At 73.5% G+C, this 23,975-nt stretch carries 21 protein-coding genes and 1 riboswitch; of the genes, 16 read left to right on the top strand and 5 right to left on the bottom strand.

From position 1 onward, the window contains the following. The first annotated feature begins 10 nt into the window (after window positions 1-10). The 5 genes from ACFY93_RS01650 to ACFY93_RS01630 all read left to right on the top strand — a co-directional run bounded on the left by ACFY93_RS01650 (window position 11) and on the right by ACFY93_RS01630 (window position 7,556). Entirely contained in the window at window positions 11-1,531 is a 1,521-nt protein-coding gene (locus tag ACFY93_RS01650; RefSeq protein WP_391352618.1) for an aldehyde dehydrogenase family protein, read from the top strand. A 278-nt stretch (window positions 1,532-1,809) separates the two neighbouring features. Continuing rightward, the gene (locus ACFY93_RS01645) at window positions 1,810-3,348 is read left to right on the top strand and encodes a GMC oxidoreductase (RefSeq protein WP_391352616.1); all 1,539 of its coding nucleotides are present in this window, start codon (window positions 1,810-1,812) and stop codon (window positions 3,346-3,348) included. Continuing rightward, window positions 3,345-4,595, top strand: a complete 1,251-nt coding sequence (locus ACFY93_RS01640) for a betaine/proline/choline family ABC transporter ATP-binding protein (protein WP_391352614.1) — start codon at window positions 3,345-3,347, stop codon at window positions 4,593-4,595. The genes ACFY93_RS01645 and ACFY93_RS01640 overlap by 4 nt, the downstream gene beginning before the upstream one ends. Beyond that, entirely contained in the window at window positions 4,595-6,553 is a 1,959-nt protein-coding gene (locus ACFY93_RS01635; protein ID WP_391352612.1) for an ABC transporter permease subunit, read from the top strand. Before ACFY93_RS01640 ends, ACFY93_RS01635 begins: the two co-directional genes overlap by 1 nt. A 1-nt stretch (window position 6,554) precedes the next feature. Then, on the top strand, window positions 6,555-7,556 hold the full coding sequence (locus ACFY93_RS01630) for a glycine betaine ABC transporter substrate-binding protein (RefSeq protein WP_391352610.1): 1,002 nt from the start codon (window positions 6,555-6,557) through the stop codon (window positions 7,554-7,556). Window positions 7,557-7,614: 58 nt separating this feature from the next. Here the strand turns inward: ACFY93_RS01630 and ACFY93_RS01625 are convergent, their stop codons facing one another. Next, a complete protein-coding gene (locus ACFY93_RS01625; RefSeq protein WP_391352608.1) occupies window positions 7,615-8,337 on the bottom strand; it encodes an isocitrate lyase/phosphoenolpyruvate mutase family protein in 723 nt (240 codons plus the stop codon). Between the two features lie 87 nt (window positions 8,338-8,424). Next, on the bottom strand, window positions 8,425-8,943 hold the full coding sequence (locus ACFY93_RS01620; protein WP_391352606.1) for a carboxymuconolactone decarboxylase family protein: 519 nt from the start codon (window positions 8,941-8,943) through the stop codon (window positions 8,425-8,427). Between the two features lie 46 nt (window positions 8,944-8,989). Here ACFY93_RS01620 and ACFY93_RS01615 point away from each other — a divergent pair, with 46 nt between their 5' ends. From ACFY93_RS01615 to ACFY93_RS01585, 7 genes are all read left to right on the top strand, one after another. Then, entirely contained in the window at window positions 8,990-10,474 is a 1,485-nt protein-coding gene (locus ACFY93_RS01615) for an aminotransferase class I/II-fold pyridoxal phosphate-dependent enzyme (RefSeq protein WP_391352604.1), read from the top strand. Window positions 10,475-10,600: 126 nt separating this feature from the next. Then, a complete protein-coding gene (locus tag ACFY93_RS01610) occupies window positions 10,601-10,954 on the top strand; it encodes a hypothetical protein (protein ID WP_391352602.1) in 354 nt (117 codons plus the stop codon). A 131-nt stretch (window positions 10,955-11,085) separates the two neighbouring features. Beyond that, on the top strand, window positions 11,086-12,270 hold the full coding sequence (locus ACFY93_RS01605) for a glutathionylspermidine synthase family protein (RefSeq protein WP_391352600.1): 1,185 nt from the start codon (window positions 11,086-11,088) through the stop codon (window positions 12,268-12,270). 86 nt (window positions 12,271-12,356) lie between these two features. Next, window positions 12,357-12,443: riboswitch (ZMP/ZTP riboswitch) on the top strand. Window positions 12,444-12,470: 27 nt separating this feature from the next. Beyond that, the gene (locus ACFY93_RS01600; protein ID WP_391352598.1) at window positions 12,471-13,916 is read left to right on the top strand and encodes a glycine hydroxymethyltransferase; all 1,446 of its coding nucleotides are present in this window, start codon (window positions 12,471-12,473) and stop codon (window positions 13,914-13,916) included. Window positions 13,917-14,247: 331 nt separating this feature from the next. Next, the gene (gene trpS, locus ACFY93_RS01595) at window positions 14,248-15,261 is read left to right on the top strand and encodes a tryptophan--tRNA ligase (RefSeq protein WP_391352596.1); all 1,014 of its coding nucleotides are present in this window, start codon (window positions 14,248-14,250) and stop codon (window positions 15,259-15,261) included. A 178-nt stretch (window positions 15,262-15,439) separates the two neighbouring features. Further along, window positions 15,440-16,024 (top strand): 2'-5' RNA ligase family protein, encoded by a 585-nt coding sequence (locus ACFY93_RS01590; protein ID WP_391352594.1) that lies wholly within the window; start codon window positions 15,440-15,442, stop codon window positions 16,022-16,024. A 28-nt stretch (window positions 16,025-16,052) separates the two neighbouring features. After that, window positions 16,053-17,309: a hypothetical protein gene (locus tag ACFY93_RS01585; protein WP_391352592.1), complete on the top strand. Its 1,257-nt coding sequence runs from the start codon at window positions 16,053-16,055 to the stop codon at window positions 17,307-17,309. A 12-nt stretch (window positions 17,310-17,321) separates the two neighbouring features. Here ACFY93_RS01585 and ACFY93_RS01580 read toward each other — a convergent pair whose 3' ends face one another. Beyond that, window positions 17,322-18,077: a decaprenylphospho-beta-D-erythro-pentofuranosid-2-ulose 2-reductase gene (locus tag ACFY93_RS01580; RefSeq protein WP_391352590.1), complete on the bottom strand. Its 756-nt coding sequence runs from the start codon at window positions 18,075-18,077 to the stop codon at window positions 17,322-17,324. A gap of 75 nt (window positions 18,078-18,152) precedes the next feature. Then, window positions 18,153-19,523: an FAD-binding protein gene (locus ACFY93_RS01575; RefSeq protein WP_391352588.1), complete on the bottom strand. Its 1,371-nt coding sequence runs from the start codon at window positions 19,521-19,523 to the stop codon at window positions 18,153-18,155. A 142-nt stretch (window positions 19,524-19,665) separates the two neighbouring features. Here ACFY93_RS01575 and ACFY93_RS01570 point away from each other — a divergent pair, with 142 nt between their 5' ends. The 4 genes from ACFY93_RS01570 to ACFY93_RS01555 are packed head-to-tail and all read left to right on the top strand — an operon-like array spanning window position 19,666 to window position 22,573. Further along, complete coding sequence (locus ACFY93_RS01570) at window positions 19,666-20,205, top strand: phosphatase PAP2 family protein (RefSeq protein ID WP_391352586.1); 540 nt, start codon at window positions 19,666-19,668, stop codon at window positions 20,203-20,205. Next, entirely contained in the window at window positions 20,198-21,139 is a 942-nt protein-coding gene (locus ACFY93_RS01565) for a decaprenyl-phosphate phosphoribosyltransferase (RefSeq protein ID WP_391352585.1), read from the top strand. Before ACFY93_RS01570 ends, ACFY93_RS01565 begins: the two co-directional genes overlap by 8 nt. A gap of 4 nt (window positions 21,140-21,143) precedes the next feature. Further along, window positions 21,144-21,581 (top strand): GtrA family protein, encoded by a 438-nt coding sequence (locus ACFY93_RS01560; RefSeq protein WP_391352584.1) that lies wholly within the window; start codon window positions 21,144-21,146, stop codon window positions 21,579-21,581. Then, window positions 21,569-22,573, top strand: coding sequence for a YhjD/YihY/BrkB family envelope integrity protein (locus ACFY93_RS01555; RefSeq protein WP_391352582.1), 1,005 nt, complete (start codon window positions 21,569-21,571; stop codon window positions 22,571-22,573). The genes ACFY93_RS01560 and ACFY93_RS01555 overlap by 13 nt, the downstream gene beginning before the upstream one ends. On the opposite strand, the gene ACFY93_RS01550 is transcribed toward ACFY93_RS01555, so the two are convergent. Further along, window positions 22,521-23,891, bottom strand: a complete 1,371-nt coding sequence (locus tag ACFY93_RS01550) for a D-alanyl-D-alanine carboxypeptidase family protein (protein ID WP_391352580.1) — start codon at window positions 23,889-23,891, stop codon at window positions 22,521-22,523. The two genes, ACFY93_RS01555 and ACFY93_RS01550, sit on opposite strands and share 53 nt — an antisense overlap. Between the last annotated feature and the right edge of the window lie 84 nt (window positions 23,892-23,975).

Below are 23,975 nucleotides of genomic sequence, written 5' to 3'. Positions count from 1 at the left end.
AGCATCGATCATGGCGGCACGAGCGGAACGACCGGGGCCACAGAGCATTCACGCGGGCGGGGAGTGGCTGGACGCGGCCTCGGGGGCCACCCGCGACATCCTCGACCCGGCGGACGCCAAGCCGTTCGCCGTCGTCGCCGAGGGCGACGAGCGGGACGCGGACCTGGCCGTCGCCGCCGCGCGGCAGGCCTTCGACGAGGGCACCTGGCCCCGCACACCCGTCGCCGAGCGCGCCGCCCTGCTGCGCCGCGTCGCCGGCCTCCTCGTGCGCGACCGGGAGGAACTCGGGCTGCTGGAGAGCCGGGACGCGGGAAAGACCGTCGAGGAGGGCCGCGTCGACATCGACTGCGTCGCCGACGCCTTCCGGTACTTCGCCGACCTGGTCGTCGCGGAGGGCGCCGGCCGTGTCGTCGACGCCGGGTCCGACGAGATCCACAGTGTCGTCGTGCACGAGCCCGTCGGCGTCTGCGCGATGATCACCCCCTGGAACTATCCGCTGCTGCAGGCCAGTTGGAAGATCGCCCCGGCGCTCGCGGCGGGCAACACCTTCGTCATCAAGCCCAGCGAGATCACGCCGCTGACCACCGTCGCCCTCATCGGCCTGCTCGTCGAGGCCGGGCTGCCCGCGGGGGTCGCCAACATCGTCACCGGGCCCGGCCACTCCGTCGGCGCGCGGCTCGCCGAGCACCCCGGCGTCGACCTCGTCTCGTTCACCGGCGGACTGCTCAGCGGAACCAAGGTCGCGCAGGCCGCCGCCCTGACGGTCAAGAAGGCCGCCCTCGAACTCGGCGGCAAGAACCCCAACGTCGTCTTCGCGGACGCCTGCGCCACCGAGGAGGGCTTCGACACCGCCGTCGACCAGGCCCTCAACGCCGCCTTCATCCACAGCGGCCAGGTCTGCTCGGCCGGGGGGCGCCTCATCGTCGAGGAGTCCGTGCGCGAGCGCTTCGTCGCCGAACTCGCCCGCCGCGCGCAGCGCATCCGGCTCGGCCGGGGCACCGAGGAGGGCGTCGAGTGCGGGCCCCTCGTCTCCGAGCAGCAGCGCGCCAGGACCGAGGCGTACGTCGCCTCCGCGCTGGCCGAGGGAGCGGTGCTGCGGGCCGGCGGGAAGCGGCCCGAGCCGTCCGCCGAGCGGCCCGCCACCGGCTGGTTCTACGAGCCGACCGTCCTCGACGAATGCCACCGCGGGATGAAGGCCGTCCGCGAGGAGGTGTTCGGGCCCGTGCTGACGGTGGAGACCTTCCGCACCGAGGACGAGGCCGTCACACTCGCCAACGACACCGAGTACGGGCTCGCGGGCGCCGTCTGGACCGCCGACGCCGGCCGCGCCCGGCGCGTCGCCGGACGCCTGCGGCACGGCACGGTCTGGATCAACGACTTCCACCCCTACCTCCCCCAGGCGGAGTGGGGCGGCTTCGGCAAGAGCGGCGTCGGGCGCGAACTCGGCCCGGCCGGCCTCGCCGAGTACCGCGAGAGCAAGCACGTCTACCAGAACCTCGCGCCCAGGCCGGTGCGCTGGTTCGCCGGCTGAACACATGTGGCGGACGGCCGCGCCCTGGCCGTCACCCGCACCCGGCGGCCGCGCCCTGGCCGTCACCCGCACCCGGCGGCCGATCCCTGGCCGCCACCCGCACCGGACCGGCCAGAGGATCGGCGCGTCCCCGGACCAGGGCATCCCCCGCCCGGCCCCGCGCCCGTCCCCGCCCGTCCCCGACCCCTCGCCCGCCCCGTCCACCCCGCACACCCACCCCACCGCGTACCGAGTACCCACTACGCGCAGCACCTTGCACGCCGGAGGAGCAGCACACCATGCCCGAGTACGAGCAGCAGAAAACGTACGACTACGTCGTCGTCGGAGGCGGTACGGCCGGCTCCGTGATCGCGTCCCGTCTGACCGAGAACCCGGACGTCACCGTCGCCGTCATCGAGGGCGGCCCCAGCGACGTCGGCCGTGAGGACGTCCTCACCCTGCGCCGCTGGATGGGCCTGCTCGGCGGCGACCTGGACTACGACTACCCGACCACCGAGCAGCCGCGCGGCAACTCGCACATCCGGCACAGCCGCGCCCGGGTCCTGGGCGGCTGCTCCTCCCACAACACGCTGATCGCGTTCAAGCCGCTGCCGTCCGACTGGGACGAGTGGGAGGCGGCCGGCGCCGAGGGCTGGGGCGCGGTGCCCATGGAGGCGTACTACGCGCGGCTCCTCAACAACATCGTCCCCGTCGACGAGAAGGACCGGAACGCGATCGCCCGCGACTTCGTCGACGCCGCGCAGGCCGCGCTCTCCGTGCCCCGCGTCGAGGGCTTCAACAAGAAGCCGTTCACCGAAGGCGTCGGCTTCTTCGACCTCGCCTACCACCCGGAGGACAACAAGCGCTCCAGCGCGTCCGTCGCCTATCTGCACCCGGTCATGGACGACCGGGCCAACCTGACGCTGCTGCTGGAGACCTGGGCGTACCGGCTGGAGCTGGAGGGGACGCGCGCCACGGGCGTGCACGTGCGCACCCGGGACGGCGAGGAACACGTCGTACGGGCCAGGCGTGAAGTCCTGCTGTGCGCGGGCGCCGTGGACTCGCCCCGGCTGCTGCTGCACTCCGGCATCGGGCCGAAGGCCGACCTGGAGCGGCTCGGCATACCCGTCGTCGCCGACCTGCCCGGCGTCGGCGAGAACCTGCTCGACCACCCGGAGTCCGTGATCGTCTGGGAGACCGACGGGCCGATCCCGGAGAACTCCGCGATGGACTCCGACGCGGGCCTGTTCGTGCGCCGCGACTCCGAACAGGCGGGCCCCGACCTGATGTTCCACTTCTACCAGATCCCGTTCACCGACAATCCGGAGCGTCTCGGCTACGAACGCCCCGCGCACGGCGTGTCGATGACCCCCAACATCCCCAAGCCGCGCAGCCGGGGCCGCCTCTACCTGAAGAGCGCCGACCCGGACGAGAAGCCCGCCCTGGACTTCCGCTACTTCACCGACGAGGACGACTACGACGGCCGCACCCTCGTCGACGGCATCAGGATCGCCCGCCGCATCGCGCGGACCGAACCGCTGGCCGGCTGGCTCAAGCGCGAGGTGGCACCGGGCCCCGACGTCACCGGCGACGACGAGCTCGGCGAGTACGCGCGGAAGGTCGCGCACACCGTCTACCACCCGGCGGGCACCTGCCGGATGGGCGCCGCCTCCGACGAACTCGCCGTCGTCGACCCCGCGTTGCGCATCCGCGGACTCGACGGCATCCGGATCGCCGACGCGTCCGTCCTCCCGACCATGCCCGCGGTGAACCCGATGATCGGAGTGCTCATGGTCGGCGAGAAGTGTGCCGAGCTGATCGGTGGTGGTGAGCTGTGAGTACGACGCTTCCCGTCACCCCGGCCCCCGAGGCCCGGGACGGCGCCGCCGAGTCGTCCGTCTTCTCCGTCGACCGGCTGTGGAAGGTCTTCGGGCCGAAGGCCGACCGGATACCCGGCGACGCCGGGCTCGCCGCGCTGTCCCCCGCCGAGCTGCGGGAGCGCACCGGCTGCACCGCCGCCGTCCGCGACGTCTCCTTCGACGTCCGCAGGGGCGAGGTCTTCGTCGTCATGGGCCTGTCCGGCTCCGGCAAGTCCACCCTCGTGCGCTGTCTGACCCGGCTCATCGAGCCGACGTCCGGTTCGATCCTGATCGACGGCGAGGACGTGCGGGCCATGGACCGGGCCCGGCTGCGCGAACTGCGCCGGCACCGTGCCGCGATGGTCTTCCAGCACTTCGGCCTGCTGCCGCACCGGTCCGTCCTCGACAACGTGGCGTACGGCCTGGAGATCCAGGGCGTCCCGCGCGCCGAGCGCCGGGCACGGGCCGCGGAGGTCGTCGCCAAGGTCGGCCTCGAAGGCATGGAGCAGCGCAGACCGAACCAGCTGTCGGGCGGTCAGCAGCAGCGCGTCGGCCTCGCCCGGGCGCTCGCCGTCGATCCCGAGGTCCTGCTGTTCGACGAGCCGTTCAGCGCGCTCGACCCGCTGATCCGGCGCGACATGCAGGAGGAGGTCATCCGGCTGCACCGCGAGGAGGGCCGCACGATGGTCTTCATCACCCACGACCTGAACGAGGCGCTGCGCCTCGGCGACCGCATCGCCCTCATGCGCGACGGCGGCGTCGTCCAGCTGGGCACGCCCGAGGAGATCGTCGGCTCGCCCGCCGACGACTACGTGCGCGAGTTCGTCCGTGACGTGCCGCGCGAGCAGGTCCTGACCGTCCGCAGCGCCATGCGTCCCGCCGACGGTGACGAGGACGGCCGCGGGCCGGCCGTCGCCCCCGCCGCGACCGTCTCCGAGGCCATCGAGGCGGTGGCGCGCACCGGCCTCCCGGCCCGCGTCATGGACCACGGCCGCTGTCTCGGCGTGGTCGGCCACGAACAGCTGCTGGGCGTCGTCGCGGGCACGGACCGGACGGCCGGGAACACCCCCGCGACCACGGCCACCGCCGCGACCGCACCGGGCGGAACCGTACCCGCCGCGACCGCACCCGGCGGGACCGAGGCAGCGGGACCGGCGGGCGAGGGCCCCGGCCTCGCCCCCGGCTCCCCGAAGGGTGCCGCGCCCGCCGGTGAGGAGGCGGTCTGATGGCCACCGCCACCGCGTCCGTCGCCCCCGTCCGGACGGGGGACCGCCTCAGAGGCCTGGTCCGCCACCGCGCCCTCGGCAAGCTCCTGCTGCTCGCCGCCGTCGCCGCCGTCCTCGTCCCGGTCGCGCACGCCCGCTGGGCGAGCGGCACCTGGCCGCACGCGCTGACCGTCGACCTCTCCGGGCCGCTCGGCAGGACGAGCGACTGGATCATCGACAACCGGGACAGCCACCCGCTGTTCCTGTACTTCTTCGGGTACGTCAGCAACGCCGTCGTACTGTCCGTGCGCGCCGTCTACCTGGTGCTCCTCGCGGCGGGCTGGGCGGGCGTCACCGCGCTCGCGGCCGCCGTCGCCTGGCGGACCGCAGGGGTGCGGCTCGCCCTGGGCACGGCCGTGGCGTTCCTCGCCTGCGGGCTGCTCGGCATGTGGGTGCCGACCATGCAGACGCTGGCGCTCATGGTGGTCGCCGTGCTCGTGTCGGTGGTCCTGGGCGCCCTGCTCGGTCTCGCCGCCGGGCTGTCCGACCGTACGCACCGCGCGCTGCGTCCCGTCCTCGACACCATGCAGGTGCTGCCCGCCTTCGCGTACCTGCTGCCGGTCGTCCTCGTCTTCGGCATCGGCGTCCCCGCGGCCGTCCTCGCCACCGTCGTGTACGCGGCCCCGCCGATGGCACGGCTGACCGCGCTCGGCCTGCGCGGCGCCGACACCGGCGTCATGGAGGCCGTCGCCTCCCTCGGCGCCACGGGCCGCCAGCGGCTGCTGACCGCCCAGCTCCCGCTGGCCCGCAAGGAACTCCTGCTCGGCCTCAACCAGACGATCATGATGGCGCTGTCCATGGCCGTCATCGCCTCGGTGATCGGCGCGGGCGGCCTCGGTGACCGCGTCTACCAGGCGCTCGCCTCCGTCGACGTCGGCGCCGCGCTCGCCGCGGGCATCCCCATCGTGCTGCTCGCCGTCGTCCTCGACCGGGTGACCGGCGCGGCGGGGGAGCGGCTCGGCACGGGCACCGGCACGAACCCCCTGCTCTGGCTGTACGCGGCCGCCGGCGCCGTCACCGTGGCGCTCGCCGGACGTCTCGCGGGCCGCCTCGACTGGCCCGGATCCTGGGAACTGGGCATCGCCGAGCCCGTCAACCGCGCCGTCGACTGGATGACCGACCACCTCTACTCCGGCGTCCCCTACGTCGGCGGCACCGCCGACTGGGCGGGCCACTTCACCACCTGGGTCCTGGACCCGGTCCGCGACGGACTGCAGTGGCTGCCCTGGTGGGCGGTGCTGCTGATCGTCGCCGCCCTCGCCTGGCTGATCGGCACCTGGCGCACCGCGCTCACCGCCGTCCTCGCGATGGCCGCGATCGGGGTCCTCGGCGTGTGGAAGCCGTCCCTCGACACGCTCTCGCAGGTGCTGGCCGCCGTCGCCGTGACCCTCGTCATCGGCTTCGCCACCGGCATCGCGGCGGCCCGCAGCAGCCGTCTGGAGCGCGCCCTGCGACCCGTCCTCGACGTCTTCCAGACGATGCCGCAGTTCGTGTACCTGATCCCCGTCGTCGCCCTCTTCGGGGTCGGCCGCGCCCCCGCCGTCGCCGCGGCCGTCGTCTACGCGCTGCCCGCGGTCGTCCGCATCACCACGCAGGGGCTGCGCGCCGTCGACCCCGCCGCGATGGAGTCCGCGCGCTCGCTCGGCGCGACCAGCGGCCAGCAACTGCGCCAGGTGCAGCTGCCGCTGGCCCGCCCCGCCCTGCTCCTCGCCGTCAACCAGGGCGTCGTCCTGGTCCTCGCCGTCGTCATCATCGGCGGCCTCGTCGGCGGCGGGGCCCTCGGCTACGACGTCGTCTTCGGTCTCGCCCAGGGCGACCTGGCGACCGGCCTGGTGGCCGGCGCGGCGATCGTCTGCCTCGGCCTGATGCTCGACCGGGTGACCCAGCCGACCGGACGCCGCACGAAGAAGGGAGCGTGACATGCGTATCCGAACCCGCCCGCGCACCCTCGCGCGTACGAGCCCGCGTACGCGCGTGACGGCGCCGGTCGCCGCTGTGTCGGCCCTGCTGGTGCTGACCGGCTGCGGCGCGGCCGACATGACCAGGCAGGCGTCGCCGTTCGCCAACGCCCAGGGCGCGAAGACGGTCACCCTGTCCGTCCAGTCCTGGGTGGGCGCGCAGTCGAACGTGGCCGTCGCCCAGTACCTCCTGGAGCACGAGCTCGGCTACCGCGTCGACACCGTACAGGTCGACGAGGTCCCCGCCTGGGACGCCCTCAGCCAGGGCCGGGTCGACGCCATCCTGGAGGACTGGGGCCACCCCGACCAGGAACAGCGCTACGTCGAGGACAAGAAGACCATCGCCCCCGGCGGCGGCCTCGGCGTCACCGGCCACATCGGCTGGTACGTCCCGACGTACTTCGCGAGGCAGCACCCGGACGTCACCGACTGGAGGAACCTCGACAAGTACGCCGACCGGTTCCGCACCGCGGAGAGCGGCGGCAAGGGCCAGCTGATGGACGGCTCCCCGTCCTACGTCACCAACGACAAGGCGCTCGTCGCCAACCTGAAGCTGGACTACCGGGTGGTGTTCGCGGGCTCGGAGGCGGCCCAGATCACCCAGATGCGCCAGTTCGCCAAGGAGAAGAAGCCCTTCCTGACGTACTGGTACACACCGCAGTGGCTCTTCGAGAAGGTCCCGATGACCGAGGTGAAGCTGCCCCCGTACAAGGAGGGCTGCGACGCCGACCCGAAGAAGATCACCTGCGCGTACCCGAAGACCCCGCTGCAGAAGTACCTCAACGCGGACTTCGCGAAGAACGGCGGGAAGGCGGCCGCCTTCCTGAAGAACTTCACGTGGTCGACCGAGGACCAGAACGAGGTCTCCCTGATGATCGCGAACGAGAAGATGTCCGCCCAGGAGGCCGCCGCGACCTGGGCGCGCGGCCACCGGGAGACCTGGAAGGCGTGGATCCCCGAGTGACCGCGTGCGGCGGGCGCGTGACGTGACAGCGTGACGTGACCGTGCGACACGGCTCCGCTCAGCGCAGCGCCGCGGCGGCCTTCCCCAGGGCCGCCGCGGCGGCGCGCTGCAGTCCGGGCCCGTACGTGAGCCGGGTGGCCCCGCGCTCGCCCCACTCCTCGGGGCGGGGCCCGTCCGTGGTCGCCAGGGCGTTCAGCGGGCCGGGGATTCCGGCGCGCAGCGAGGGCAGCGCGTCCAGGGGCGCGCGGATCGGGTACACGCAGTCGGCGCCCGCGGCCACGTACAGCGCGGCCCGCTCGACCGCCTGCTCCACCGCCGGCCGCACGGCACCCCCGGCGAGGAACGTGTCGACGCGCGCGTTGACGAACAGGTCCTCGCCCGCGGCGGCCCGCACCTCGGCCAGCCAGTCGGCGTGCGCGGACGGGTCCTTGAGCACGCCCTTGTGCGAGTCCTCCAGGTTGCACCCCACCGCGCCGGTCTCCAGCAGCCGTTCCACCAGCTCGCGCGGCGCGAGACCGTACCCGTCCTCGACGTCCGCCGAGACGGGCACCCCGGCGGACCGCACGATCCGCGCGACCGCCGCGAACAGCTCGCCGGCGGGCGTGGCCCCGTCCTCGTAACCGAGGGAGGCGGCGACCCCCGCGCTGGGCGTCGCGAGCGCCGGGAACCCGGCGTCCACGAAGACGCGGGCGCTCACCGCGTCCCAGGGGCCCGGCAGCACCAACGGATCGCCGGCGGGACGGTCGTGGTGCAGTGCGCGGAACGAGGCGAAGGCGTTCACGGTGTGCTCCTCCTGGGTGCGGCCGGCCGGGCGCCGGCCTGTCGGGACGGGGCCGGCTGTGGCCGCCCGCCGTGTGGTGGCCCGGGATCAGCCGTGGTCGCCCGCCTTGTAGTGGCCCGGGACCATCCGGCAGGTCACCGCGAAACGGTTCCACGCGTTGATCACGTTGATCGCGGCGATCAGCTGGGCCAGCTCCGCCTCCTCGAACTGCGCCGCGGCCTTCGCGTACACCTCGTCCGGCACGAAGCCGTCCGTCAGGACGGTGACCGCCTCGGTCAGCTCGATCGCCGCGAGCTCCTTCTCCGTGTAGAAGTGCTTCGACTCCTCCCACGCGGTGAGCTGCACGATCCGCTCGAAGCTCTCGCCCGCCGCCAGCGCGTCCTTGGTGTGCATGTCGAGGCAGTACGCGCAGTGGTTCAGCTGCGACGAGCGGATCTTCACCAGCTCCAGGAGAACGGGATCGACTCCCTTCCGGGCCGCGATGTCCAGCCGGACCATGGCCTTGTAGACCTCCGGGGCGTGCTGGGCCCAGGCGAGGCGGGGCGTGTGCTCGGGGGCGTAGGCGTCGGTGGTGCCGGTGCCGGGGTTGCTCTCGTTCGTCGTCATGCCTCGACCCTACGAGGCGAGTAGCCCAGGGGTATGGTCCATTTCCATGGTGAAATCTTGGGCCACTTCTGCCGACGGCAACCGGTCGGATCCGCCCCGTAACGCGGGTCTGCGGGCCGCGCTCGGTGTGGACCTGCATCTCGAACCCGCAGGTCACGGGGTGCGCCGGGGACTGACCGACGCCCTGCGCGAGGCGGTCCGGGGCGGGCGGCTGGCCCCCGGCACCCGGCTGCCGTCGTCCCGGACGCTCTCCGCCGACCTGGGTATCGCGCGCAACACGGTCGCCGACGCCTACGCCGACCTCGTCGCCGAGGGCTGGCTCACCGCCCGCCAGGGCTCCGGCACCCGGGTCGCCGAGCGGGCCGCCGAACCGGCGGCCGAACCGCGGCGCCGCCGCCCCCGGGAACGCCACCGGCCCGCCTACGACCTGATCCCCGGCACACCCGACCTCGCCTCCTTCCCCCGCGCCGAGTGGCTCAGGGCCGCCCGCCGCGCCCTCGCCCACGCACCGCACGAGGCCCTCGGCTACGGCGACCCGCGCGGCCGCGTCGAGCTGCGCACCGCGCTCGCCGGCTACCTCTCCCGGGCGCGGGGCGTCCACGCCGACCCGGACCGCGTCCTGATCTGCTCCGGCTTCCTGCACGGGCTGATGCTGATCGCGACGGTCCTGCGCGAGCGGGGCGTGCGCTCCCTCGCCGTGGAGTCGTACGGCCTCGACGTGCACTGGGACGTACTGGAGCGCGCGGGCCTGCGCGGCGTCCCGCTGCCCTTCGACGAGCGGGGCACGCGCACCGAGGAACTCGACGCCGGGGCCGCCGGGCAGCGCCCGGACACGGGGCTGTCCGGGGTCGGGGCGGTGCTGCTGACCCCCGCCCACCAGTTCCCGATGGGCGTGCCGCTGCGCCCCGGCCGCCGGTCCGCCGTCGTCGACTGGGCGCGGCGCACCGGCGGACTGATCGTGGAGGACGACTACGACGGGGAGTTCCGCTACGACCGCCAGCCCGTGGGCGCGCTGCAGGGCCTGGGCCCCGACCAGGTGGTGTACATCGGCACCGCCAGCAAGTCCCTCGCCCCCGGACTGCGCCTCGGCTGGATGGTCCTCCCGCCGTCGCTGGTGCCGGAGGCCGTCGCCGCGAAGGGCCGCGCGGACTGGTCCTGCGGTGTCCTCGACCAGCTGACGCTCGCGGAGTTCCTCACCTCGGGTGCGTACGACCGGCATGTGCGCGCGGTCCGGCTGCGCTACCGGCGCCGCCGTGACGCCCTGGTCGAGGCCCTCGCCGCCCGCGCCCCCGAGGTGCACGCGACCGGGATCGCGGCCGGACTGCACGCCGTCCTCGAACTGCCGTCGGGCACCGAGCAGTCGGTGGTGCGGGCGGCCGCCTGGCGGGGACTCGCGGTGCACGGGCTGACCCGCTTCCGGCACCCCGACTCCGTCGCAGCGCACCGGGACGCCCTGGTCGTCGGCTACGGCACCCCGCCGGACAGTGCCTGGTCCGGAGTCCTCGACGCCCTGTGCCAGGCCCTGCCGTAGCGGCCGCCGGACGGAAACGGGGGCCGCCGCACGGCCGGGTCCGGTGATCCCTAGGCTGTACGGGCGCTCGCCCGGACGACGGCGGGCGGGCACCATCACGACGGCACATCCACGGGGAGCACGGACATGGCGGACACACGACGGCAACTGCGCTCGGCCACGGTCGCGCTCGGCGGTATGGGGCTCCTCGCGGCGGCCCTGACCGCCTGCTCCTCGGACCCCGACAAGCGCTGCGTCGACCGTGACAGCTACAACGCCGGCCGCGGCTACAAGGTCGTTGCCGACAAGAACTGCAAGTCCGGCACGGCCAGGACGCCCGTCAACGGCTCCTGGTACTACGGCGGCGACAAGAAGAGCGGCTGGGTCGACAGCGGCTCCTTCACCAAGCCCGGCAAGGGAGGATCGTCCGGCGGCTCGGGCGGTCACAGCGGCGTCGACCGCGGCGGCTTCGGCAGCCACAAGGGCGGCTCCGGCGGCTGAGCCGTCCGCCGGACACCGGTGCCCGCCGAGGCGCCGGGACACCGGGCACCTGCCAACCGGTGCCGCGGCAAAGGGACTTCGGGCCGGAGCGCTTCGGGCCGCAGCACTTCGAGACGTCGGGAAGCAGGACAGTGGAACGCCGCACGATCGAGCCCAGGGACGGCTGGCAGCGGACCGTCGAGGAGCAGGGGCTCATCTACCCCCTCACCCGGTATCCCGACGGCTCCCTGCGCCCCTACTGGGACGAGAGCGCCTACTACGCCTTCTCGCTGCCCGAGGTCGAGGCCCTGGAGGAGGTCGTCGAGGAGCTGCACCGCATGTGCCTGGCCGCGGCCGCGCACATCGTGGACACCGGCCGCTTCGCCGACCTCGGCATCACCGACCCGCGGCTGGTCGAGGCGGTCACCGAGGCCTGGCGTCGCCGTGCCGAACTCCCGTCCCTCTACGGCCGCTTCGATCTGCGCTACGACGGTACGGGCCCCGCGAAACTCCTGGAGTACAACGCGGACACGCCCACGTCGCTGGTGGAGGCCGCCGGCCCGCAGTGGTTCTGGATGGAGGAACGGTTCCCCGGGGCCGACCAGTGGAACTCCCTCCACGAGCGCCTCGTCGACGCCTGGCGGAAGCAGGCGCCCCTCCTCCCGCCGGGCACCCCGCTGCACTTCGCGCACTCCGCCGCCGACGAACTCGGCGAGGACCTGATGACGGTCGCCTATCTGAAGGAGACCGCCGAGCAGGCAGGCCTCGACACCGACTGGATATCCATGGAGGAGATCGGCTGGGACCCGCTGTCCGGCCGGTTCGTCGACCACCACCTCCGGTTCATCCGCAGCTGCTTCAAGCTCTACCCGTGGGAGTGGCTCGTCACCGACCGCTTCGCCGGACACGTCCTCGACACCCTCGACAACGGCGGCGGCACCGGCTCCACCCTGTGGATCGAACCCGCCTGGAAGATGCTCCTGTCCAACAAGGCCCTGCTCGCCGTCCTGTGGGAGCTCCACCCCGGCCACCCGAACCTCCTGGCCGCCCACCTCGACGGCCCCCGTGAACTGGCCGCCACCACCGGATACGTCGCCAAACCCCTCCTCGGCCGCGAGGGAGCCGGCGTCACCGTGCACGAAGCGGGCGCCGCCCCCGTGATCCGCGACGAACCCTGCTGCTACCAGGAGCTCGCGCCGCTGCCCTCCTTCGACGGCAACCGCGTCGTCCTCGGCACCTGGGTCGTCGACGGCGCGTCGGCGGGCCTCGGCATCCGCGAGTCCGCCGGGCTGATCACCGACGAGTACGCCCGCTTCCTGCCCCACGTGATCGTCTGACCGCGGCGCCCGCTCCGGCACCCAGGGGATGTCCGGCGCCCGTATCGTGGACCGCGCGGCCCCGATCCGGCTCCGCCGGTAGGCTGGCGGCGGGCCGTGACTGGCGCGCTGGGATGGGACCGACCATCGGGGAGCGGCCCGCGAACTGTGTGCCGTGCGCCTGGGCCGACCGTGAGGGAACACCACGTCCGGAGGCCGTCATGCCCGAGCCCCTGTCCACCGAGTCCACCGCCTTCCGCAGCGCCCTCGAAGTGATCCGCGCCGTCGAGCCCCGGGTCGCCGACGCCATCGGCCAGGAGGTCGCCGACCAGCGCGAGATGCTCAAGCTGATCGCCTCCGAGAACTACGCGTCCCCGGCCACCCTGCTCGCGATGGGCAACTGGTTCAGCGACAAGTACGCCGAGGGCACCGTCGGCCGCCGCTTCTACGCCGGCTGCCGCAACGTCGACACCGTCGAGTCCCTGGCCGCCGAGCACGCCCGCGAGCTCTTCGGCGCCGAGCACGCCTACGTCCAGCCGCACTCCGGCATCGACGCCAACCTGGTCGCCTTCTGGGCCGTCCTCGGCGCCCGCGTCGAGGTCCCCGCCCTGCGGGAGGCCGGCGTCCGCAACGTCAACGACCTGTCCGAGGCGGACTGGGCCGAGCTGCGCCGCGCCTTCGGCAACCAGCGGATGCTCGGCATGTCCCTGGACGCCGGCGGCCACCTCACCCACGGCTTCCGCCCGAACATCTCCGGCAAGATGTTCGACCAGCGCTCCTACGGCACCGACCCCGCCACCGGGCTCATCGACTACGAGGCCCTGCGGACCTCCGCCCGCGAGTTCAAGCCGCTGATCATCGTCGCCGGCTACTCCGCCTACCCCCGCCTCGTGAACTTCCGGATCATGCGGGAGATCGCCGACGAGGTCGGCGCCACCCTCATGGTCGACATGGCGCACTTCGCGGGCCTGGTCGCCGGCAAGGTCCTCACCGGGGACTTCGACCCGGTCCCGCACGCCCAGATCGTCACGACCACCACCCACAAGTCGCTCCGCGGCCCGCGCGGCGGCATGGTCCTGTGCGACGAGTCCCTCGCCGAGCAGGTCGACCGCGGCTGCCCGATGGTCCTCGGCGGCCCCCTCCCGCACGTCATGGCCGCCAAGGCCGTCGCCCTCGCCGAGGCCCGCCGCCCCGAGTTCCGCGACTACGCCCGCGCCGTCGTCGACAACGCCCGCGCCCTCGCCGAGGGCCTGACGCGCCGCGGCGCCACCCTCGTCACCGGCGGCACCGACAACCACCTCAACCTGATCGACGTCGCCTCCTCCTACGGCCTCACCGGCCGCCAGGCCGAGTCCGCGCTGCTCGACTCCGGCATCGTCACCAACCGCAACGCCATCCCCGCCGACCCGAACGGGGCCTGGTACACCTCCGGCATCCGGATCGGCACGCCCGCGCTGACCACGCGCGGCCTCGGCGCCGCCGAGATGGACGAGATCGCCGGCCTGATCGACCGGGTGCTGACCACCGCCGAGGCCGGCACCACCGCCAAGGGCGCCCCGTCCAAGGCCCAGCACGTCCTGGACCCGAAGATCGCCGACGAGATCTCCCACCGGGCCACGGACCTGCTCGGCGGCTTCCCGCTCTACCCGGAGATCGACCTCGGCTGACCCGCCCGCCCGCCCGCCCGCTCTGCCTCGCCCGCCCTGCCCCGCACCCGGGCGCGCGGGCCCGGAGCGCGATCAGCTCCTGACACGGATGCCCTCACGGCGGCCCGTGCTCACGACGGCCCGTCCTCACGGCGGCCCGCAGTGGGGACGGGCCGCCGTGAAGCGTGTCGGGGGCGTCCCGCCGGCCCCGGCGGCAAGCTCGCCGGGCGCCCGTCGCGCCGTGCACGGCCCTCGCCGCGTCGGGCGCGTCCGCGATCCCTGTCACACCCCGGAGACGGATCACATCCCACCTGTTCGAGACCTCCCGGCCGTACCTGAGAGAATGGTGAGCATGGCCTCTGACAGTCCCCGCGTGCTCTCCGGAATCCAGCCCACCGCGGGCTCGTTCCACCTCGGCAACTACCTCGGCGCCGTCCGCCAGTGGGTGGCCCTGCAGGAGACCCACGACGCGTTCTACATGGTCGTCGACCTGCATGCGATCACCCTCCCGCAGGACCCCGCGGACCTGCGCGCCAACACCCGGCTCGCCGCCGCGCAGCTGCTCGCGGCCGGTCTCGACCCGGAGCGCTGCACGCTCTTCGTCCAGAGCCACGTCCCCGAGCACGCCCAGCTGGCCTGGGTCATGAACTGCCTCACCGGCTTCGGCGAGGCGTCCCGGATGACCCAGTTCAAGGACAAGTCCGCCAGGCAGGGCGCGGACCGCGCCTCCGTCGGCCTCTTCACGTACCCGATCCTCCAGGTCGCCGACATCCTGCTGTACCAGGCCAACGAGGTACCGGTCGGTGAGGACCAGCGCCAGCACATCGAACTCACACGCGACCTCGCCGAGCGGTTCAACGGCCGGTTCGGCCGGACGTTCACCGTCCCGAAGCCGTACATCCTGCGTGAGACGGCGAAGATCTACGACCTCCAGGACCCGGCGATCAAGATGAGCAAGTCGGCGTCCACGCCGAAGGGCCTCATCAACCTCCTCGACGACCCCAAGGCGACGGCCAAGAAGGTCAGGAGCGCGGTCACCGACACGGACACCGTCATCCGGTATGACACGGAACACAAGCCGGGCGTGAGCAACCTGCTGACCATCTACTCGACGCTCACCGGGACCGGTATCGCCGATCTGGAGCAGAAGTACACCGGCAAGGGCTACGGTGCGCTCAAGACGGACCTCGCCGAGGTCATGGTCGAGTTCGTGACGCCCTTCAGGGAGCGCACCCAGCAGTATCTGGACGACCCGGAGACGCTGGACTCGATCCTGGCCAAGGGCGCGGAGAAGGCGCGTGCCGTGGCCGCGGAGACGCTCGCCCAGGCCTACGGGAATGTCGGCTTCCTGCCCGCCAAGCACTGAGCCCCACCCCCCCCAGGACCCGGCGGGCACCGCGCTCCGCCCCGGCGCCGTCGTACAGTCGAAAGCCGGGCGGACACAAACGGACGTAACGCCCCGGCCCCGCGGGACTCCGGACCGCGGGGTCCGGGACCGCAGGACCTCGGTGACGCAGAACCTCGACACGACGACAGGAGATGACGTGGGGACCGTAACGATCGGTGTGTCGATCGCGGTCCCGGAGCCCTACGGCAGCCTGCTCCAGCAGCGGCGCGCGGACTTCGGTGACCCGGCGGCTTCGGGTATCCCCACGCACATCACCCTGCTCCCGCCGACGGAGGCCGACACCTCGGCGCTGCCCGGGATCGCGACCCACCTCATGGAGGTCGCGGCCGCAGGCCGGCCCTTCCCGGTGCGGCTGTCGGGGACGGGCACCTTCCGCCCCCTGTCGCCCGTCGTGTACGTCGCGGTCGTCCAGGGCGCCGACACCTGCGCCTGGCTGCAGAAGCAGGTCAGGGACCCCTCCGGCCCCCTGGCGCGTGACCTGCAGTTCCCGTACCACCCGCACGTCACGGTGGCGCACGGCATCGCCGAGGAGGCGATGGACCGGGCGTTCGAGGAGCTGTCGGCGTACGAGGCCGACTGGTCGTGCACCGGCTTCGCCCTCCACGAGCAGGGCCCCGACGGGGTCTGGCGCAAGCTGCGCGAGTTCGCCTTCGGGGGAGCGGTCGTCCCCCCGCAGGCCTGCGCCCCCGCCAAGCGGGACACCACCCTGCCGGCCCACTGACCGACCGCGTACGGGGGGACACCCGAGGATGACCGCCACGAGGACACGCCGCGGGAGCGCGGGCAGGGCCGTGACCCTCGCCGTCACGGTGACCGCCGCCGCGCTGCTGGCAACCGGCTGCGGGACACCGGACGGCGAGGACGCCCGGCCCGGCACGTCCCGCGGCGGGGCCGACGCCGCGTCTCCGTCCGGCGGCGGGAGCGAGAGCCCGGCCGCTTCCGGCGCGCCCGCCCTGTCCTGGTCGTACGACCGCGTCCTCGACGGGGACGCGAGCCTCGCCGACATGGCGGTCGTCGCCGAGGACGACATCTGGGCGTACGGCACCGGCCGCGGGCCGACGGGCGGGACGAACGACCAGTACCTGCTCCACTACGACGGCACGCGCTGGCGTGAGCGGCCGCTGCCCGGCGTCCTCGGCAGCGAGCCCGGCACGGTCCGGCTCGACGCGGTCGGCTCCGGCCAGGTCTGGCTCACGGCCACCGGCGCCGCCCAGGACCAGCCGCGCGTCGCCCGCTGGGACGGCCACCGCTGGTCCGCGCTGCCGCGGCCTCCGGCCGGCCGCGTCGCGGACGTCGAGGCCTTCGCCCCCGACGACGTACGGATGCTGGCCGGCGAGGACCAGGTGCTGCGCTGGGACGGCCGCCGCTGGACCGCCACGCGCCTGCCCGCGTCGGTCGAGTCGCTGGACGGCACCGCGCCCGACGACCTGTGGGCCGTCGGCTTCCGCCGCACCGGCTCGGAGACGGGGGAGCTGACACAGCCCGCGACCGTGCACTTCGACGGGCACTCCTGGCGGCTCGTCGAGACCCCGGCCTACCACTTCGCCGAACCGGTACCGCCCGAGCCCGACGCCACGCTCGACCACGTGTTCGCCCTCGCCCCCGACGACGTCCGCGTGTACGGCACGCACACCTTCAACCACGGTGAGGGCGAGGACGAGCCCGACGACGAGAGGATCCGGCTGCGCTGGGACGGCACCGCGTGGCGCGACCAGCCGTCCCTGCCGGGGGAGTGCGGCGGCAGGATCCCGGTGGCGCGGGACGGCGACGCCGGGCTCGTCCTCGACGGCAACTGGTACGTCACCACCGACGGCGCCTGCGCCAAGATCAAGCGCTCCCGGCTGCCGGAGAGGGGCGGCGTCACGAAGGAGTCCCACCAGTCGCTCTGGCTGGAGGAGGTGGCCCCGGTGCCCGGCACCGACGAGATCATCGGCGTCGGTCACGTCCAGGTCAACCAGAGCGGCAACCCGATGGCCAAGGCCGTGATCGTCAGCCTGAAGCGCTGAAGCGCCAGGCGCTCAGACCGGAAGCCGCCGGAACAGCGGCCGCGGGGCGTGCCGCAGCGCCGACATCACGACCCGCAGCGCCCCCGGCACCCACACCGTCTCCGAGCGCCGCCGCAGCCCCGTCTCGATGGCCAGCGCCACCGCCTCCGGAGTCGTCGCGAGGGGTGCCTCGGGCAGATGGGCGGTCATCCTCGTACGGACGAAGCCGGGGCGTACGACCATGACGTGCACGCCCGTGCCGTGCAGCGCGTCCCCCAGGCCCTGTGCGAAGGCGTCGAGGCCCGCCTTGCTGGAGCCGTAGATGAAGTTGGAGCGGCGGGCCCGCTCGCCGGCGACCGACGAGAGCACGACCAGGGAGCCGTGCCCCTGCGCCTGGAGGGCCCGCGCGCACACCAGCCCCGTGGAGACCGCGCCGGTGTAGTTGGTCTGCGCGACCCGCACCGCGCCCGCCGGGTCCCGCTCGTCACCGGCCTGGTCGCCGAGGACGCCGAAGGCCAGCAGCACCATGTCGACGTCCCCGTCGGCGAAGACCTTGCCGAGGACGGTCTCGTGGGAGTCGGCCTCCAGCGCGTCGAAGGCGATGGTACGCACCTGTGCACCGAGCCCGCGCAACTGCCCGGCGGCGGCCTCGAGAGCCGGGGAGGGCCGCCCCGCCAGCCAGACCGTGCGGGTGCGCCGGGCGATCAGCCGGCGCGCGGTGGCGAGCGCGATCTCCGACGTGCCGCCGAGGATCAGCAGGGACTGCGGGGTTCCGAACGCGTCCTTCATGGCAACTCCTTGAGCCAGATCGGTGCGGAGGCGGGCCCTCCCGCGCGGGGAGGCCGGGGACAGGGCCTGGAGACCCTAGAGACCCAGCCTGCGGGCGAGGTCCGAGGTGAAGACGGAGCGCGGGTCCAGCTCGGCCCGCAGCGCCCGGAACTCGTCGAGGCGCGGATACATGCCGGCGAGCAGTTCCGGGCGCAGCCGGGAGTCCTTGGCGAGGTACACCCGGCCGTCCGCCGCGGCGACCTCCTCGTCCAGTTCGTCGAGGAAGGCGCCGAGCCCCGGCAGGCTCGCGGGGATGTCCAGGGCGAGGGTCCAGCCGGGCATCGGGAAGGACAGCCAGCCGGGGTCGCCCTCCCCGAAGCGCTTCAGCACGGCCAGGAACGAGGGGCAGCGCCGCTTCGAGACGCGCCCGACGATCCTGCGCACGGCCTCGGCCCGCGCGTGCCCGACGACGAACTGGTACTGCACGAAGCCGCCGCGCCCGTAGATCCGGTTCCAGTGCGGGACCCCGTCGAGCGGGTGGAAGAAGGTGGAGATCCGCTGCAGTTCGCCGACGCGCGCGCGGGGCGCCTTGCGGTACCAGAGCTCGTTGAACAGGCCCACGCTCCGGCGGCCCAGCAGCCCTTCGGGGAGCAGGTCGGCCAGGACGTCGGGCGCGGCCGGGAAGCTCCCCGGCCGGAACGCCAGCGGATCCCTGCGCCGGCGCGGCGGCAGCGCGTCCAGCGGGGCGTGGTCGCCGCGGGTCAGCACCGAGCGTCCCATCGACGCGCCGCGCGCGAGCAGGTCGATCCAGGCGACGGAGTAGCGGTAGCGGTGGTCGGTCGCGGTGAGACGGGCCATCAGGTCGTCGAGATCGCCCGCCCGTTCGGTGTCGACGGCCATCTTCGACGTCTCCACGGGCTGCAGCCGGACCGTCGCGGTGAGGATGACGCCGGTCAGGCCCATGCCGCCGGTGGTGGCGTCGAAGAGGGGGGTGCCGCGGCCCACCGTCCGGATCTCGCCGTCGGCGGTGAGCAGTTCGAGGGAGAGGACGTGACGGGTGAACGCCCCCGAGACGTGGTGGTTCTTGCCGTGGATGTCCGCGCCGATCGCGCCGCCGACCGTCACATAACGGGTCCCGGGAGTCACCGGCACGAACCAGCCGAGCGGCAGCAGGAGTTCCATCAGCCGGTGCAGGCTCACCCCGGCGTCGCACAGGACGAGCCCCTGGTCGGCGTCGATCACGTGCACGCGGTCCAGGGCCGTCATGTCGAGCACGGACCCGCCCGCGTTCTGCGCCGCGTCCCCGTACGCCCGCCCCAGACCCCGGGCGATGCCGCCGCGCGCCCCGGCCTCGCCGCACGCGCGGACGGCGGAGACCGCCTCCTCGTAGGTGCGCGGACGGACCAGACGGGCGGCGGTCGGGGCGGTGCGGCCCCACCCCGTGACGGAGACGGTGTCGGCAGACATGAGCGTGACCGTAGCGCCGGAAAGGGGACATGACGCCCGAACGGCCCCGCCCCTCACGGCCCCTCACCGAAATGGGTGATTAGTGGGATGTCGTCCTGGATTGCCGTCATTCCGCGACCGGTCCCTAGAAGAGTGACGAAGCATGGACGACCTTGACGACCTGGACCACCGGCTCCTGTCGGCACTCCACGGCCTCGGTACGGATCCGCGTGTGGCCGCCGTCGCACGCGGTCTGTCCCGGGCCGGTGAACACGGCGCGCTCTGGTTCGCCGCGGGCCTCGCCGGAGCCGCCGCCGACCGTCCCCGGCGCGGCGCGTGGCTGCGCGGCACGGCGCTGACGGCCGGCGCCCACCTGGCCAGCATGGGCGTGAAGCGGATCGTCCGCCGGCCCCGCCCCGGACACGTCGAGCCCCGCGTCCGCACCGCCGGCCGGCACTCCTTCCCCAGCTCGCACGCCACCTCGGCGGCGGCCGCCGCCGTCGCCTTCGGGGCGCTCGGCGCCCGGTCGGCCGCGCCGGTGGCCGCGGCGATGTGCGTCGCCCGCCTGGTCGTCGGCGTCCACTACCCCTCGGACGTGGCCGCCGGCGCGGTCCTCGGCGCGCTGACGGCCCGGCTCGGCGGCCGCTGGATGGCGGCCGGCACCGGCCGACCGGCCACCTCGGCAGGGAGCATCCATGACTGAGCGCGCCGCAGTCGCCGAACGCCCGCTCGCCCCGACCGCCACGCGGGGCACCGCCGTCCTCGCCCTCGGCCTGCTGCGCACCGCCCGCCCCCGCCAGTGGGTGAAGAACGTGCTCGTCGTGGCGGCCCCGGCGGCGGCCGGCGAGCTGTTCACGGCCCACGCGCTGGCCCGGCTCGGCCTGGTCTTCGTCCTCTTCACCGCCTGCGCGTCCGCCGTCTATCTGATCAACGACGCACGGGACGTGACCGCCGACCGCGCCCATCCCGTCAAGCGCCACCGGCCGGTCGCCGCCGGACAGGTCCCCGTCACGGTCGCGTACACGGCCGGCGGCGTCCTCGCCGTCCTCGCCCCGGCCGCCGCCGTCCAGCTCTGCTCCCCGCTCACCGCCGCGCTGCTGAGCGCGTACGTGGCCATGCAACTGGCCTACTGCGTCAGCCTCAAGCACGTCCTGGTCGTCGACCTCGTCGTCGTGACCACCGGCTTCCTGATGCGGGCGATGGCCGGCGGACTCGCCCTCGGCATCCCGCTGTCCCGCTGGTTTTTGATCACCACCGGTTTCGGCGCGCTCTTCATGGTCTCCGCGAAGCGCTACTCCGAGGCCGTGCGGATGGCCGGCCGGGGCGGCGAGACCCGCGCGCTGCTCACCGAGTACACCACCGGCTATCTGCGCTTCGTCTGGCAGCTCGCGGCCGGGGTCTCCGTCCTCGGCTACTGCCTGTGGGCCCTGGAGGACGGCGGCGCGCCCGGCCAGGGCCTGCTGCCCTGGCGGCAACTGTCCATGGCCGCCTACATCCTCGCCGTCCTGCGGTACGCCGTCTTCGCCGACCGGGGCACCGCGGGCGAACCGGAGGACGTCGTCCTGCACGACAGGGCGCTCGCCGTCATCGGCCTCGTGTGGCTGGCGATGTACGGACTCGCGGTCGCGAACTGGTGAGCCGGTGAGCCCCGCCGTACGGCCCGCGGCCCGGGAGCTCCTCGGCTTCGCGACCGTCGGCGCCTTCGCCTACGCCGCCGACCTGGGCCTCTTCGTCTGGCTGCGCGGACCGGCGGGGTTCGGCCCGCTCACCGCCAAGGCCCTGTCGTTCCTCGCCGGCTGCTCGGTCGCCTACGCGGGCAACGCGCTCGGCACCTACCGGCACCGCACCGGCCCACGGATGCGCCAGTACGCGGTGTTCCTCGCCGTGAACCTCGCGGGCGCCCTGGTCCAGCTGCTGTGCGTCGCCGTCAGCCACTACGGGTTCGGGCTCACCTCGCAGCGCGCCGACACGGTCTCGGGCGCCGGAGTGGGGATGGCACTGGCCACGGTCCTGCGGTTCTGGGGTACCCGGACATGGGCGTTCCGCGGTGAGGGGAGAGTCGGATCATGGACTGGCTGAAGAAGATCCCCGGCGTGGGCCCCTGGGTGACCCGCCTCATGACCACGCACGCGTGGAGGTCGTACGAGCGGCTCGACCGCGTGAAGTGGACCCGGCTCGCCGCCGCGATGACCTTCACCAGCTTCCTCGCGCTCTTCCCGCTGCTGACCGTCGCCGCCGCCGTGGCCGCCGCGACCCTCGACGAGTCGGGGCAGGCAAAGCTCCAGGAGAAGATCGCCGAGCAGGTGCCGGGCATCTCCGACCAGCTCGACATCGGCGCCCTCGTCGACAACGCCGGGACGGTCGGCCTCATCGCGGGCGCCCTGCTGCTGTTCACCGGCATCGGCTGGGTCGGCTCGATGCGCGAGTGCCTGCGCGCGGTCTGGGAGCTGCCGGAGGACGATGGCAACCCGCTGGTGCGCAAGCTCAAGGACGGCGGCGTCCTGGTCGGCCTCGGCGGCGCCGTGCTCGTCACGATCGCCGCCTCCACCCTCGCCTCGGCGATGGTCGGCTGGACCACCCGGCAGCTCGGCATAGAGGAGAACGGCTGGGGCGGCATCCTCCTGCAGATCGCCGCCTTCGCGGTCGCCGTGCTCGCCGACTTCCTGCTGCTCCTGTACGTCCTGACGCTGTTCCCGGGCGTCGAACCGCACCGCCGCCCGCTGTTCACCGCCGCGCTGATCGGCGCCGTCGGCTTCGAGCTCCTCAAGCTGCTGCTCAGCGGCTACATCCAGGGCGTCGCGTCGAAGAGCATGTACGGCGCCTTCGGGGTGCCCGTCGCGCTGCTGCTGTGGATCAACTTCACCACCAAGCTGCTGCTGTACTGCGCGGCCTGGACGGCGGCGCAGAAGGACCACGCGGACCGGGAGGCGGACCGGGAGGCACGATCCGGCGACGGCACCGGCCCCCGCACCGGCACGGACGCCGGCACCTCCACCTCCACCTCGACCGGACCCGGGCTCAGGGGCGTGAGCGGCGGCGCACCAGGTCGGGCAGCGGCCACCGGCGGTTGATCACATAGATCCCGGCCGCGAGCAGCACCAGCGCGCCGCCCGCGATGGCCAGCGCGGTGAGCATGCCGGTCGAGCCGGCGGGGGCGGAGGAGGCCGCGGCCACCGGCTTCGAGGAGGTCGCCCCGCCCGCCGCGTTCGCACCGGCGGGCGCGCTCGGCGACGTGCTCGGCCGGGCGCCCCTCGGCGGCACCAGTTCGCCCACCGGCCGCACCTTGCCCGCCGCCTTGAACCCCCAGTCGAAGAGGCTCGCCGTCTCCCTGTAGACCTCGTTGTGCTCGTTCTTCTCCGGGTTCATCACCGTGACCAGCAGGACCTTGCCGTCTCGCTCCGCGACCCCGGTGAAGGTGGCGCCCGCGTTCGTGGTGTTGCCGTTCTTCACCCCGGCGATGCCCTGGTACGTGGTGATGTCGCTGTCGCCGGTCAGCAGCCGGTTGGTGTTCTTGATCTCCGAGGACTCACGGGTCTTCCGGCCGTTCGCGCCCTTCTTCGTCCCGCCCGGGAACCGCGCCCGCACCGTCGAGCAGTACTCGCGGAAGTCCTGCTTCTGCAGGCCCGAACGGGCGATCAGCGTCAGGTCGTACGCGGACGACACCTGCTCCTTGGCGTCGTAGCCGTCGGGCGTGACCACGTTGGTGTCCAGGGCCTGCAGTTCCTGGGCGTGCTCCTGCATCTCCTCGACGGTCCTGTCGACGCCGTGGTTCATCGCCGACAGGACGTGCACGGCGTCGTTGCCGGACTTCAGGAAGACGCCGAGCCACAGGTCGTGGACCGTGTAGGTCTCGTTCTCCTTGATGCCCACGACGCTGGAGCCCTCGCCCATGCCGGCCAGGTCGGAGGGGACCACCTTGTGCTCGGTGGTCCGCGGCCACTTCGGCAGCAGCGTGTCGGCGAAGAGCATCTTCAGCGTGCTCGCCGGGGGCAGCCGCCAGTGCGCGTTGTGCGCGGCCAGCACCTCGCCCGACTCCGCGTCCGCGACGATCCAGGACCGCGCGGAGAGGTCCTTGGGCAGCACCGGGGCGCCGTCGCCGAGGTCCACCTGCGTGCCGGCCATGCCGAGCCGTGCGCCGCCCACCGTCGACATGCCCGCCGGAGGCGTGACGCTCGGTGAGACGGTCGCACCGGGGGACCCCGACGCGGACGAGGACACGGAGGGCGACGCGGACGCCGTGGACGAGGGCGCCGTGGAGGCCGTCGACGTCGGCGTCGGGCTTCCGTCCGCGAAGGCGGGCGCCGTGAGGGCCAGCGGCAGGGAGAGCGACAACAGGGCGGCGGGGACGACCGGCAGGCGGCGCGAGACGGTCTTCTTCGAGGCGGGCACGGTCGAGAACGTACATGCCCCCGGGCGGGAAGTCCCGCCCTCCCCACCCCGGCGGCGGCGCCCGCTGGACGACGGCGATACTGA

This window comes from Streptomyces sp. NPDC008313 (assembly GCF_042956125.1).
GTDB lineage: Bacteria > Actinomycetota > Actinomycetes > Streptomycetales > Streptomycetaceae > Streptomyces.
Note: the sequence above shows the minus strand (reverse complement) of the source record. Positions and strands in the feature narration are given on the sequence as shown.